14 protein-coding genes and 1 tRNA gene are annotated in these 12955 nt (G+C 41.6%); 11 read left to right on the top strand and 4 right to left on the bottom strand.

The genetic code is table 11. The features are described 5' to 3' along the window. Positions 1 to 53 precede the first annotated feature (53 nt). From CW749_RS04665 to CW749_RS04630, 8 genes are all read left to right on the top strand, one after another. Positions 54 to 130, top strand: a tRNA-Trp gene (locus CW749_RS04665). Positions 131 to 621: 491 nt separating this feature from the next. Then, complete coding sequence (locus CW749_RS04660) at positions 622 to 1407, top strand: DUF3450 domain-containing protein (RefSeq protein ID WP_101110868.1); 786 nt, start codon at positions 622 to 624, stop codon at positions 1405 to 1407. Between the two features lies 1 nt (position 1408). Beyond that, positions 1409 to 2740, top strand: coding sequence for a MotA/TolQ/ExbB proton channel family protein (locus tag CW749_RS04655; RefSeq protein WP_101110867.1), 1332 nt, complete (start codon positions 1409 to 1411; stop codon positions 2738 to 2740). Between the two features lies 1 nt (position 2741). Then, a complete protein-coding gene (locus CW749_RS04650) occupies positions 2742 to 3287 on the top strand; it encodes a MotA/TolQ/ExbB proton channel family protein (protein ID WP_101110866.1) in 546 nt (181 codons plus the stop codon). Then, a complete protein-coding gene (locus CW749_RS04645; protein ID WP_101110865.1) occupies positions 3284 to 3691 on the top strand; it encodes a biopolymer transporter ExbD in 408 nt (135 codons plus the stop codon). The genes CW749_RS04650 and CW749_RS04645 overlap by 4 nt, the downstream gene beginning before the upstream one ends. Positions 3692 to 3700: 9 nt before the next feature. Further along, entirely contained in the window at positions 3701 to 4315 is a 615-nt protein-coding gene (locus CW749_RS04640; RefSeq protein WP_101110864.1) for an energy transducer TonB, read from the top strand. 2 nt (positions 4316 to 4317) lie between these two features. Continuing rightward, on the top strand, positions 4318 to 5523 hold the full coding sequence (locus CW749_RS04635) for a hypothetical protein (protein ID WP_101110863.1): 1206 nt from the start codon (positions 4318 to 4320) through the stop codon (positions 5521 to 5523). A 54-nt stretch (positions 5524 to 5577) separates the two neighbouring features. After that, positions 5578 to 5910: a DUF1904 domain-containing protein gene (locus CW749_RS04630; RefSeq protein WP_101110862.1), complete on the top strand. Its 333-nt coding sequence runs from the start codon at positions 5578 to 5580 to the stop codon at positions 5908 to 5910. 43 nt (positions 5911 to 5953) lie between these two features. On the opposite strand, the gene CW749_RS04625 is transcribed toward CW749_RS04630, so the two are convergent. The 4 genes from CW749_RS04625 to rdgC form a co-directional block, all read right to left on the bottom strand. Then, a complete protein-coding gene (locus tag CW749_RS04625; protein ID WP_101110861.1) occupies positions 5954 to 6208 on the bottom strand; it encodes a YfhL family 4Fe-4S dicluster ferredoxin in 255 nt (84 codons plus the stop codon). Between the two features lie 3 nt (positions 6209 to 6211). Further along, positions 6212 to 7597, bottom strand: coding sequence for a tRNA 5-hydroxyuridine modification protein YegQ (gene yegQ, locus CW749_RS04620; RefSeq protein ID WP_101110860.1), 1386 nt, complete (start codon positions 7595 to 7597; stop codon positions 6212 to 6214). A 171-nt stretch (positions 7598 to 7768) separates the two neighbouring features. After that, positions 7769 to 8692 (bottom strand): hypothetical protein, encoded by a 924-nt coding sequence (locus tag CW749_RS04615; protein ID WP_101110859.1) that lies wholly within the window; start codon positions 8690 to 8692, stop codon positions 7769 to 7771. A 146-nt stretch (positions 8693 to 8838) separates the two neighbouring features. Next, entirely contained in the window at positions 8839 to 9750 is a 912-nt protein-coding gene (gene rdgC, locus CW749_RS04610; RefSeq protein ID WP_101110882.1) for a recombination-associated protein RdgC, read from the bottom strand. A 182-nt stretch (positions 9751 to 9932) separates the two neighbouring features. On the opposite strand from rdgC, the gene phoB reads away from it, so the two are divergent. From phoB to CW749_RS04595, 3 genes are read left to right on the top strand one after another with little or no spacing between them, the layout of a single operon-like run. Continuing rightward, positions 9933 to 10622: a phosphate regulon transcriptional regulator PhoB gene (gene phoB / locus CW749_RS04605; RefSeq protein ID WP_101110881.1), complete on the top strand. Its 690-nt coding sequence runs from the start codon at positions 9933 to 9935 to the stop codon at positions 10620 to 10622. An 18-nt stretch (positions 10623 to 10640) separates the two neighbouring features. Continuing rightward, the gene (phoR, locus tag CW749_RS04600; RefSeq protein ID WP_101110858.1) at positions 10641 to 11948 is read left to right on the top strand and encodes a phosphate regulon sensor histidine kinase PhoR; all 1308 of its coding nucleotides are present in this window, start codon (positions 10641 to 10643) and stop codon (positions 11946 to 11948) included. Then, positions 11945 to 12892 (top strand): phosphate ABC transporter substrate-binding protein PstS family protein, encoded by a 948-nt coding sequence (locus CW749_RS04595; protein ID WP_101110857.1) that lies wholly within the window; start codon positions 11945 to 11947, stop codon positions 12890 to 12892. Before phoR ends, CW749_RS04595 begins: the two co-directional genes overlap by 4 nt. Positions 12893 to 12955: the final 63 nt, after the last annotated feature.

The following is a 12955-nucleotide window of genomic DNA, read 5'->3' as shown; positions in this document are numbered from 1 at the left end:
GTCCCGTCCACTCCGCCATTTATTTGAGTGTCGACTCATAAAATACGAACTACAGGGGTGTAGCTCCAATTGGCAGAGCAGCGGATTCCAAATCCGCGTGTTGGGAGTTCGAATCTCTCCACCCCTGCCATATTTGAAAGCCTCGTCGAAAGACGAGGCTTTTTTGTATCTATTGATTTCTCAATTTTGGAAACTGCTAGCTAAGGTACTGTTCGATCCAATCAGCCTTCTCGCATACCTACTTTGTTCTCTTTGCTATATACATAAACATGGTTCGATAGCAGAGTTTTTTTTGTCTACTGCTTTATTTATCTGAATTACCAATCGAGTTAAACCCATCCACTAAAGGTTTCTTGTCCATTAGACGATTATGCTGTTAAGTCGTAATCCACTTGAACTAAAAATGTTAAGAATCTTGATAATTTACATTTAGAATCTTATCAAATGTAAAAGATAAGAAAGTTAATGAAAATTATTCCCATCTTTGATTTAATATTCGCCTTAATTGCTATACATCGATTTTGAAACTAGGCGACCTTATTAGGTAGCACCTTAAGTTTCAAAACGTTGTTCATTCATACCACATGTGCTTGGCGATACGGATTCGCCTGAGAATTACTAATGAAAGAGATAGTTTCTAAAAGGGCAAAAACTCTAGTTGTGATAGTAGCAGCTATGGGAATACCTAATGCTTTGTATGCTGATGACTTGGATAAAGCCAGAGCAATTGAAAAGAAAACCAATAAGGTTATTCAAAAAGCTCAATCGAACGTAGATGCTAACGTTGAGGCGTCATTTACTCTTCAATCCGAGATAGAGCAATTAGAAACTCAAATAGATAACCTAACTCTTTATAGAGATCATTTGACTAAATTGGTCTCTAGTCAAACTTCAGAATTAGTTAGCTTGGAACAACAGCTAAATGATATTGAAGATACTCGCCAAGGTATTGTTCCTCTCATGTATCGAATGATTGATGGGTTAGATTCCATTATTAGTCAGGATGTTCCTTTGCGAAAAGTAACACGTCAGAAGCGATTGGAAGATATTAGACTCTTGATGGGGCGAGCTGATATAGCTGAAGCAGAGAAGTACAGAAGAATTCTTGAAGCCTACCAAATAGAAATAGATTATGGGACCAAACTAGGAGCGTATCCAGCTGAAATTCAATTCGAAGGCAACACTCGTCAAGTTGAGCAATTGTATTTCGGTCGAGTAAGTCTTGTTGCGAGAAGTCTAGATCATAAGCAATTTTGGGTATGGCGCCAAGAAAGCAAAACTTGGCATGAGCTATCTAAAGACAAAGGGTTGGAAGTAAACAAAGCTTTTGCTATGGCTGCAAAACAGCAGGCTCCTTCAGTAGTTACATTACCTCTTTCAATTAGTTCTATAGAGAAGGGACTGTAATATGAAATATGTTTTGAATACATTAGGTTTTATTGCAGCCATTGTTACTTTCTCTTCATTCGCTGAACAAAGTCTTTCCCAAATCGACAATAGTGCGAATAAGGTTTACCAAGCGGAACGTGCACACAATGCAACGCGTGTTCAGTTAACAAAAGAGCAAAAAATAGAATTAGCGAACAAAAAAGCGCAATTAGAAAAAGCGTTAGCCGAACTAGAAAAAGAAAATACTCAACTTAGTGAGCAGTTTAGCGTCAATGAACAACTGCTGTCAGAAAAAGAAAAACAGCTGCAAATTGAAACAGGTAGCTTAGGTGAATTATTTGGTGTTGTAAGACAGTCTGCTAAAGAAGTAAAACAAGACTACCAAAATTCACTTATTACAGATGCCGACGAACAGTTGATTCTCGTGGAAAGAGTGATCAGTACAGATGCACTGCCTTCGTTAAAAATGCTGGAAGATTTTTGGTTATCAGCATCATTTAAAATTCAAGCGAGTGGACAGTTAAGTAAAGTAACTGTTCCTTTTGTCAACGGAGACGGTACGCATTCAGATCAAGCCGCTATTAGGTTAGGTGATATGGCTTTGATTTCAGAGCTAGGTTACTTGAAATGGGATTCAAAAAACAAGTTTTCAACGGCGTATCAAGCGCTTCCTAAAGATGCTTCAACGAGTTCAGATGTTATTGCTGGTGCCGATATTCTTTTAGATCCCACTCGTGGTTTGTTGCTTGAACAATATGCAAACCAACCAAATTTGAAACAACGAATTGAGCAAGGTGGGGTGGTAGGTAAGATAATCATCGCGCTTTTGGCTTCTGGTTTATTAATTGCCTTGTTCAGAGGAACTGTTTTACTGATAACTCAAGCTCGGATTTCTCAACAGCTTAAAAAACCAGAACAGCCAGGAAACAACCCTATGGGGAGAATTCTTCAGGCATTCGATAACGACAAACAGCAATCAATCGATGCTATAGAGCTTCGATTACTCGAAAGAATACTTGATGAGCAGCATGGGCTAGAGAAAGGGCTTTCAATGCTTAAGTTGATGGCCGCACTAGCTCCAATGCTAGGTTTACTCGGTACCGTAACGGGCATGATTGAAACATTCCAAGTGATAACGCAGTTTGGCAATAGTGATCCGAAAGTGATGGCTGGCGGGATTTCTATGGCACTGGTTACCACTGTGATGGGGCTTGTTGCTGCGATGCCTCTACTACTTGCTCATAATTTCCTTTCAAGCAGAGCTGAAGCAATCAAAGGTACTCTCGAAAAGCAAGGCGTGAGTATAGTCGCTCAACGAGCAGAGTCTGAGCAAATGGCTGAGGCTGCTTAAAATGATCGAAAACTTAGCACTGGTTTACCAGCAAACAGAAGTCAATACATTGGCTGAGTTTATGGCGAAAGGTGGACAAGTACTCTGGTGGTTGGCTGGTGTGGTTTTTTTATGCTGGTTATTGATTGTTGAACGTATTATTTTCTTTAGCTTTAGTTTTGGGAAGCAAAAGAGAAGCTGGATCGAAGCATGGCAAAAGCGTGAAGACCATCAGTCGTGGTATGCATTAGCGCAAAAAAATGGCGTGATGCAGAAAGCCAATTTGCAGCTGAATCAGCATTTAGATTTTATCAAGGCTCTTGTTAGTTTATGTCCTATGTTGGGATTACTTGGCACAGTAACAGGAATGATAGCTGTCTTTGATTTAATGGCACTGGCTGGTAGTAGCGAACCAAAATTGATGGCATCTGGTATATCGATGGCTACCCTTCCAACTATGGCTGGTATGGTCGCAGCATTAGCGGGTATGTTTGCCCACTCAAGGCTTGTAAAAATGGCAAATAAAAAAGCACTGAAACTCGAACAACAATTAAGGAGTGGCGAATGAGGTTAGTTCGTCCAACAAAAGCAAAGGAAGATGCAACGGTCGATTTGACTTCCATGCTGGATATCGTATTTATCATGCTTATATTTTTCATCGTGACTAGTTCGTTTGTGAAAGAGTCTGGTGTTGAAGTTAATCGCCCGCAAGCGGCTCACGCAAGTAGCCAGAAAGACGCTGGGATATTTATCGCTATTACGGCTTCTAATGATGTCTACATCGATAAGCGAAGAGTGGACGTTGAACGAGTTCAAGCTGTTTTGGAAACCGTTCTACTTGATAAGCCAGATGCCAGCTTAGTTATTCAGGCAGATAAGCATTCATACAATGGCACAGTTGTTGAGGTGATGGATGCTGCGAAGGGGGCTGGTGTCGATAAGATCGCGCTGGCTACCGAAGACAAAAGGTAAGTATGTTTCATGAAAAGATTGTTACTTGCCTTACCGTTAGCGTTTGTTATTGCTTCTTCGTTATTCTATTTTATGGCTTGGATGGTAAGTAGCCAAAAAGGGAAGCTCGAAGAATCGAAACCAGCGGTAATGTTTGATTTAGTAATGCAAGAACCTGAAGCAAATGTTCAGCGCCGACAGAGGCAATTACCTGATCCACCAAAGTTGCCGGATCAACCGAAACCATTGCCAACTTCAACGCCTAATGTAACTCAAACCCAGATGCCTCAAATGTTGTCGGCACCTAAATTGGCTTTGGCTAACATAGGCGTAGCGATTTCTATGCCTTCTCTCGATGGGATTGGTCAAGACCAACAAGCTTTACCTCTCTATCGTGTCGAACCTAGATACCCGCCTAGAGCTCAAAAACGTCGTATGGAAGGGTATGTCATATTGAGCTTCACAATTGATGAACAGGGGCGTCCAGAAGATATTAATTTATTAGAAGTTCATCCAAACAAAATTTTTGTTCGTGAAGCTATGAATGCACTTAAGCGATGGAAGTATCAGCCAAAACTTGAGGGTGGCAAAGCGGTTAAGCAGTTGAACCAAAGAGTGAAGATAGAATTTAAAATGAGCAAATAACTATGAAGCGAATTTTTTCAATACTGTTAGGTGTTTTGCTAATTGTTACGAACATGAATGTTCACGCGAACAAGTTATCTAGCTACGCGGGTAAAAAACTTCATAAAGCCAGTCAGTTACAGCAGGAAGATAAGCTAGATGAAGCCATCTCTCTGATGGAAAACATGGGTTTGAAGTCTGATTATGACAAAGCATTCGCTAATAGAATTTTAGGTGTTTATTACTGGCAGTCTGAAAAGGCAAGCAAGGCCATCGTAGCGCTGAATAAGTCCGTTGATGTAAAAGCACTACAACCTAAAGAACAATGGAAAACAAGGCAAATGCTCGCCGACATACAGTTCTCCGAGCAGAAATTTAATGATGCTAATAGAAATTACCTAACACTTTTAAAAAATGATTATCCTACTTCTGACAGTAGCGAGAAAAATCAATTAGCTAAAGATAAAAATGATATTCAGCTTCGTATGTCCATGGCTTATTATCAGCAGCAAAATTGGAAGTCGTCATTAAGCCGTATAAAACGCTATCAACCTCGTGATACTAAGGAAACGCTACAAGCACTTAAAATTCGAGTTGTATCTGAACTTCAGCTAGAAAAATGGAAAGATGCTGAAAAAACCGTTGGTAGGATAATTCGATTCGAACCCAATCAAAAGTCGTGGTGGCAGCAACTTATTTCTACCCAACTTCAGCAAGGAAAACAACGCAGTGCTTTGGAAAGTTATGCGTTAAGTAAACTTCAAGGAATACGACTAACGCAAAGCGAGTACGTTGTTTTGGCACAGCTTTATGGGCAACATAGAATGCCAGAGAAAGCTGCACGTATACTTAAAGAGATGTTTAACGAGTACCCTAAATCCCAAAGCGAAAAACATTTGAAGCTACAGGCAAATTATTGGCAAATAGCGAAAGAATGGAATAAAGCTATCAATGGATGGCAACGAGTAGCCAGTATGAATCCCAAATACCATTGGCGCCTTGCACAACTTTTGATCCAACAGTCTCGCTACAAACAAGCGTTGGGAATAATTGATAAAGCTAAACCCTACGCAAATCGAAATGATTTCTCGATGGCAAAGATACGGCTGCTGTACAAACTGAATCGATATCAAGATGCGTTAGCTGAAGCTAAAAGGCTGGATGAAAAGGTTCCATCCAGCGCCGCTAAGGGGTGGGTAAGCTACCTAAGTAATAAGGTTTCTTCCTAACAAACTTTACCAAGCGTGATATGCTTTCGCTCAAATTACAAAAGGAAGCATTTCATGCCACATCTACGTTTTAGGGCTGTAGAGCCTCAAACAGTCCAATCTTTATCAGAAACACTGATAGAAGATCTTCAGCCTTTAATGGATTGCCCAAAAGAAGACTTCACATTTGAGTACATCTATACCACGTTTTTCCACAGTGGAAATGTCGACCCAGCCTACCCATTTGTGGAGGTATTGTGGTTTGACCGAGGCCAGGACATTCAAGATAAAGTGGCTATGGTATTAACAGATGAAGTCCGTAAGGTTGTAGGGAAGGAAGTGGACGTCGCTGTAATATTTACAGCACTGACTGCGACTCAATACTATGACAATGGTAAGCATTATTAATGCTCGAACGAATTGAAAAAGTCCTGGGAATTCCCAGGACTTTTTATGCTAGGCCTTGAATAATGACAAACTTTTCTAACAGCTGTTCATCAGTCTCAATATTATTGGGATCCGTGATGATACATTTTGTTATTGGACATACCGACTGACAAGTCGGCTTCTCATAATGACCTTTGCACTCGGTGCATAAATTCGGGTCAATTTCGTAAATGCTGTCTCCCATTGTAATTGCCCCATTTGGGCACTCGGGATCGCACATGTCGCAATTGATGCAGCTGTCTTTAATCAGCAGTGCCATTTCTTACTTACCTGTAGCGTTACGTGTATCCTGCCCTGGGTTGAGGTTACGCATAAGTAGACCATAACTAAGATCCATATCTTCAGGCACAGGGATAAATACAAAGTGACCGTTGCCTTTTGCATCATCTACTGGCTGAGATTTTCTATTTTCCATCACTTCAAGCGTAAATACCACATTGCCATTTGGCGTCATAAGTTCAAGGCTATCACCTACTAGAAACTTATTTTTCACCTCAACTTCAGCAAGATCGCCACGTCTCTTACCCGTAAATTCACCTACAAACTGCTGTGAATCGGATATAGAGTAGCCATAATCGTAGTTTTGGTAAGCATCATGAGTATGACGGCGAAGGAAACCTTCGGTGTAACCTCGGTGCGCGAGGCTTTCTAATGTCCCCATCAAAGACTCATCGAATGGCTTGCCTGCAACGGCATCATCGATGGCTTTACGATACACCTGCGCTGTACGAGCACAGTAGTAAAATGATTTGGTACGCCCTTCAATTTTAAGAGAGTGAACCCCCATTTTCGTGAGGCGTTCAACATGCTGAATGGCCCGAAGATCTTTCGAGTTCATGATGTAAGTACCATGCTCATCTTCAAACGCAGCCATTTTTTCTTCTGGACGGTGGCTCTCAGATAGTAAAACGACTTCATCGGTCGGTTTACCAAGTCCTAGTGTGTTGTCTGGTCGCTCGTCTTTGACTTCTATGGATTGAGTTTCAGCAGGGTCGAATTTCTCTACTATCTGGCCAGATTCGTCTTCTTTGCCTTTTTCTACATTGTATTCCCAGCGGCATGCATTTGTGCACGTGCCTTGGTTTGGGTCACGTTTATTCATGTACCCAGAGAGAAGGCAGCGACCAGAATATGCCATACATAATGCACCATGCACGAATACTTCTAATTCTGTTTCCGGGCAATGTTCACGAATCTCTTCAATCTCTTCTAACGACAACTCACGGGATACGATCACGCGTTCAATACCATTGGCAGCCCAAAACTTAACCGTTGCCCAGTTAACAGCATTTGCTTGAACGGAAAGGTGGATTGGCATATCTGGAAACGCTTCACGAACCATCATGATAAGACCTGGATCAGACATAATCAGCGCATCTGGACCCATTTCTACAACAGGTTTGAGATCGCGGATAAAGGTTTTTAGCTTTGAGTTATGCGGTTGAATATTACAAACCACATAAAGCTTTTTACCTTGAGCATGAGCTTCATCGATACCTATTTTTAGGTTTTCATGATTGAATTCGTTATTGCGAACGCGAAGGCTATAGCGAGGTTGACCTGCGTAGACCGCATCGGCGCCATAGGCAAATGCGTAGCGCATATTTTTAAGGCTTCCCGCCGGCGACAGTAATTCTGGTTTGAACATTGCTTCTTCTCTATTTCTGATTTCAAGTCAGACCGATGCCACCCAGTAGCATCGGAGGGCGCAAATTTTACGCTTTCTCGAAGCTTCTTACCAGTAAATATATAAGGGTTATTATGAACAGCAGTGTTTTAGAGCGCTTTCTATCTTTACCACTTACTCTTATAACAGCATTTAGAAATGACACGGAGAATGGTTGATACTTTTCAAATTACCTTGTCTAGTTACGGAAAGGCTAAAGGGACCAATTGGCGGCAAAGATTGAAAACATTTTCCATCCTCTAACTCTAGCTCAACACGAGTATTTTCTTTATCACCAACGAAAAACTTAATGGTAGAGTACTTATTAGTCAGACTGGAAAGGATATATTGCCTGTTACTTATTATCTTACCATCCGAGCTGTTTTCTATTTTACTCAATGTTCCATTGGTGTAAGAAAAACTACGTTTTCTGTTTGAACCTTGGCTATTTGAACGCGGCGTATAGTTGATGGAGGACACCCTAGAGTTATTGTCCCATTCTACTGTCTGTTCACCGAAATCATTTGTAAGCAACGTGAGACGCCCATCATTCCGATATTGTCTGAACTCTTCAGAATCGACTTGGTTTGTGTTGGATTTGAAACTTCTCACCTCTTTTAGCTGGTTATCTTCATATTGGAGTAAAAAATATTTATCTGAATCACTGTTAGTATAATAGAGATCTACTCGTACTAACTGTCCATTCTCGTATTGATACTTTTCAATATATTCAGATTTACCTTCATATAGTTTCTCTACCTCGATAATGCGATTAGTAGAGTCATACTCATATCGCATAGTCATAGAGGCGTGGCCATTTAGAGAGCTTATTTGGTTTGACTTGCTTTGAGGATTTTTGAATCCATACTCTTTGATTATGTAGCCATCATCATTGTACGTTGTGGTGTAGCTAACGTCGTAAATCTCATCATCGTCAAAGTAAAGAATTTCTTTTGATATTCGATATGAAGTTTTAGCAGGTTCTTGGAGCGTACTTACAGGTGTATCAGAACCAGTATTACAGCCCAGTAGAAGGATGGATGTAATGAAAGGGAATAGTGAACCGTTTAATTTCATGATGCGATATTGAATATAAAATAGATGATTGACTGTAAACTCTTAGTGTCTCTAAATCCCTAAAATATTATAGATTTATGATATCAATCATAATATCGGGCGTCTAAATTTAAGAAGGTACTTGCTAGTACCTTCTTATTAGAATATCACTCGCTATGCGGCAATCCACCCAGCGCTTCGAATAGCGAAGGGAGAAAGGTGCTGAATTCGCCGCACATCAGGGAGAAGTCGGCATCGAATCTTGCGGCTTGATCGTCTCGAGGAATGTCTTCATTTTGATCTTTTAGCTCATCACTGAACTTTAAGCGCTTAATACTACTGTCTTCTGCGAGAACAAATTCAATTCGGTCTTCCCAGTTTAGCGCGAGTTTGGTAACAAGTTTGTCTGCTTCAATGTGGGATAAGATCTCATCAGCAGAAAGCTCCTGTTTTTTGCAGCGGATAACACCACCATCTTCTAAAACAGATTTCAATTCTGCCTCATCCAAAATAGTAAAGCCTGATGCCGCATTGGATGATTTCACCCAATCAGTCATTGTCGATTCAACCGCTTGTTCTGGAATGGCTGGAACAACAGGTAGGCTACCTATGGTTTTACGTAAAAGCGCCAATACGTCTTCTGCTTTTTTGTAGCTGCTGGCATCAACCAGAATGAAGCCTTCTTTCGGTAAGATAAGGACATAGGTAACATTGCTTTTACTGAACGCACGCGGTAGTAAATCAATAATGATGTCTTCTTTTAGCGTGTCTTTTTCTTTTTTCTTCAGTGGGCGACCTTCTTCTGATTCCATCGCCTCTACTTTTGCGTTTAGAGATTCTTTAATCACGGACGCAGGAAGCATTTTTTCTTCTTTCTTGGCGCAGATAAGAATTTGGTTATCAGAAACATGAGTCATCATGTCTCCATGTCTACCCATTGCAGTCGTCCAGCCAAACTTTTGTTTATCTTGGCTACCACAAGGCGTGAAACGGAATTCTTGCAGCTGTTCTTCCAGTTTGTCGGCGTTAAATTCGATACCACGATTGAAGCGATATACTAGGCAGTTTTTAAACCACATATCTGATCTCATCTCTTTCTATTTAGGGAACTGATGATAGGGGATTTTTTCTCAGTTGTCTTATTAGACCGAGGAAAAATCATAATGAAAGTTATATGAAAATTTGTTTTCAAGGGTCACAAAAGTGTCATAATTAATCATGATAATGCATGACGTTGATTAAATTTAAAGGTAATTCAATTATGTCTAGAAGGATTCTGGTGGTTGAAGATGAAGCACCGATCAGAGAGATGCTGTGTTTTGTGCTTGAACAAAAAGGTTACCAAGCTGTTGAAGCGGAAGATTACGATACTGCCATCAGCAAACTATGTGAACCATACCCAGACCTGATTTTGTTGGATTGGATGCTACCAGGTGGCTCTGGCATTAATTTTATTAAGCATTTAAAGCGCGAAGAACTGACAAAAAATATTCCTGTCGTCATGCTGACAGCACGCGGTGAGGAAGAAGACAAAGTTCGTGGGCTTGAGGTGGGAGCGGATGATTACATCACCAAACCATTCTCACCTAAAGAACTGATAGCTCGACTCAAAGCTGTTATTCGTCGTGTGACACCTACCGCATTAGAAGACATCATTGACGTTCAAGGGTTAAAACTCGACCCTGTATCTCACCGAGTGACGGCCAATGAAGAAGCTCTGGATATGGGGCCGACTGAATTTAAAATGCTGCATTTCTTCATGACTCACCAAGAGCGTGTATATAGCCGTGAGCAATTGCTTAACAATGTTTGGGGTACCAACGTTTATGTCGAAGATCGTACAGTAGATGTACACATTCGACGTCTTCGAAAAGCACTTGAAGGTGCTGGTCATGATAAGCTGGTTCAAACTGTGCGTGGCGCAGGCTACCGCTTCTCTACACGAGCTTAAGAACAAAGCGGAGAGCGAATGGTAGAAAGGTTAACTTGGAAAAAGCTAGTTTGGTCGCTGGCTTTTTTTTACCTACCCTGGGTTGTAGTAGGTTGGATATTTGGACACATGCCGTGGTTGCTTCTTGCAGCTACGGCTATTCAGCTTGGGTGGCAGTTACATAACCAAGTTCGCCTATCTACATGGCTTTGGGACGACAAGCGCTTAACCCCTCCTGCTGGAACAGGAATGTGGGAATCTCTATTTAATGGGATTTACCGCATTCAGCAAAGACAAAGAAAGAAGCGTAAAGAGCTGACGAACCTTATTCGTCGTTTTCGCAATGGCGCAGAATCCCTTCCCGATGCAGTAGTGGTATTTCGAGGGGAAGGAAATATCGTATGGTGCAACAAGCTTGCTCAGCATCTATTGGGGTTTCGATGGCCAGACGATTCAGGTCAGCCTATTTCTAATCTCATTCGCACTCCCGATTTTATCAAGTACTTAAATAAGCAGGACTTTTCTGAGCCTTTGGAAATGCGTTCACCTTTAAACGTGGAACGTATTCTTGAACTTCGTATCGTGCCTTATACCGAAGGTGAACACTTAATGGTCGTGCGTGATGTTTCTCAGGTGAAACAGTTGGAAGGTATGCGACGCAATTTCTTTGCAAATGTCTCTCATGAATTACGCACCCCGATGACAGTACTTCAAGGCTATTTAGAGATGACTCAAGATCCTGAAATGCTAGTTGGTCCTATGTGGGGCAAAGCTCATGGGGTGATGACGGAGCAGCTTAACCGCATGAACAGTTTGGTAAACCAACTTCTCACGCTCTCTAAAATTGAAGCAGCACCAATGCATGAATTGGATGAAGTGGTCAATGTCCCCGCAATGCTGGAGGTGCTAGAAAAAGAGGCATCCACATTGAGTGGTGATAACCAGCACGTACTTAAATTTAATGTGGATCCAAAGCTGAGAGTGTTGGGGGACGAAGATCAGCTTCGCAGCGCCATCTCCAACTTGGTCTACAATGCGGTGAAGTACACGCCTCCAGGCGCAGAAGTTGCTGTCCAATGGCGAGATACCCCAGATGGACCTGAGTTAAAAGTTTCAGATACAGGGGAGGGTATTGAGCCTCAACACATTCATCGTCTGACAGAGCGTTTTTATCGAATCGATAAGGATCGCTCGAGAGAGACGGGAGGAAGTGGGCTAGGATTGGCTATTGTGAAGCATGCGCTTAGTCACCATGATTCACATCTCGATATTCAAAGTGAAGTTGGAAAAGGGAGCTGTTTCTCTTTTGTACTTCCTAAGAAGTTGTCGGTAGAGTCATTCCGATGAGAAGTTTCGTCCTTCTATTCACTACACTATTTTTACCTCAGATTATCCATGCTGAAGAGGCTTTGGAGCCCTACCAAAAAGTGAATGGGATATCAGGGAACTTATCGTCTGTTGGTTCCGATACGTTAGCAAGCATGATGACATCTTGGGTAGAAGAATTTAACGATATTTATCCCAATATAAATGTGCAAGTCCAAGCGTCAGGCTCATCGACAGCAACTCCTGCTTTAGTAGAAGAAACCGCTCAATTTGGACCAATGAGCCGACCAATGCGCGCGCGCGAGGTTGAAGCATTTGAGCGTCAACACGGTTACAAGCCAACAGCTTTAAGAGTGGCTATAGACGCCATTGGAATTTTTGTGCACCGTGATAACGCCATACAGGGGCTTAACTTTACCCAGATCGACAGCATTTTCTCGTCAACATTGCGTTGTGGAGCAAAAGAACCCATTCAAAACTGGCAACAATTGGGGATCAAGCAAGAGTGGGCGAAAAGGCGTTTGCAATTGTTTGGTCGTAACTCAGTATCGGGTACGTACGGCTACTTCAAGAAAAATGCACTGTGTGGTGGGGATTTCAAGCGAAATGTAAACGAGCAGCCAGGAAGCGCTTCTGTCGTTCAATCCGTTGCTTCATCCATTAATTCTATTGGTTATTCTGGGGTTGGCTACTTGGTATCGGGTGTGCGACTTTTGCCTATTGCTAATCAAGGTGATGATTTTATAGAGGCTAGTCGAGGTAATATTCTTTCTGGTGATTACCCACTTTCACGCTTCCTATACGTTTATGTAAATAAACATCCCACAAAGCCATTAGGCGATCTAGAAGCGGAGTTTGTTCGGTACATATTTTCTGAGCAGGGACAGGCTCTTGTATCGAAGGATGGCTACGTGCCAATTTCATATAAAATGGCGCAAGCAGAGCTTGAAAAAGTCGGGCTTTAACGCGTTTAACTTGTAGCGAATTAGACTTTTAGTATTCTAGGTTTTAGCGTATATAAGCCTAAA

The organism is Vibrio sp. vnigr-6D03 (assembly GCF_002835515.1).
GTDB lineage: Bacteria > Pseudomonadota > Gammaproteobacteria > Enterobacterales > Vibrionaceae > Vibrio > Vibrio penaeicida.
This window is presented reverse-complemented; position numbering and strand designations above follow the sequence as displayed.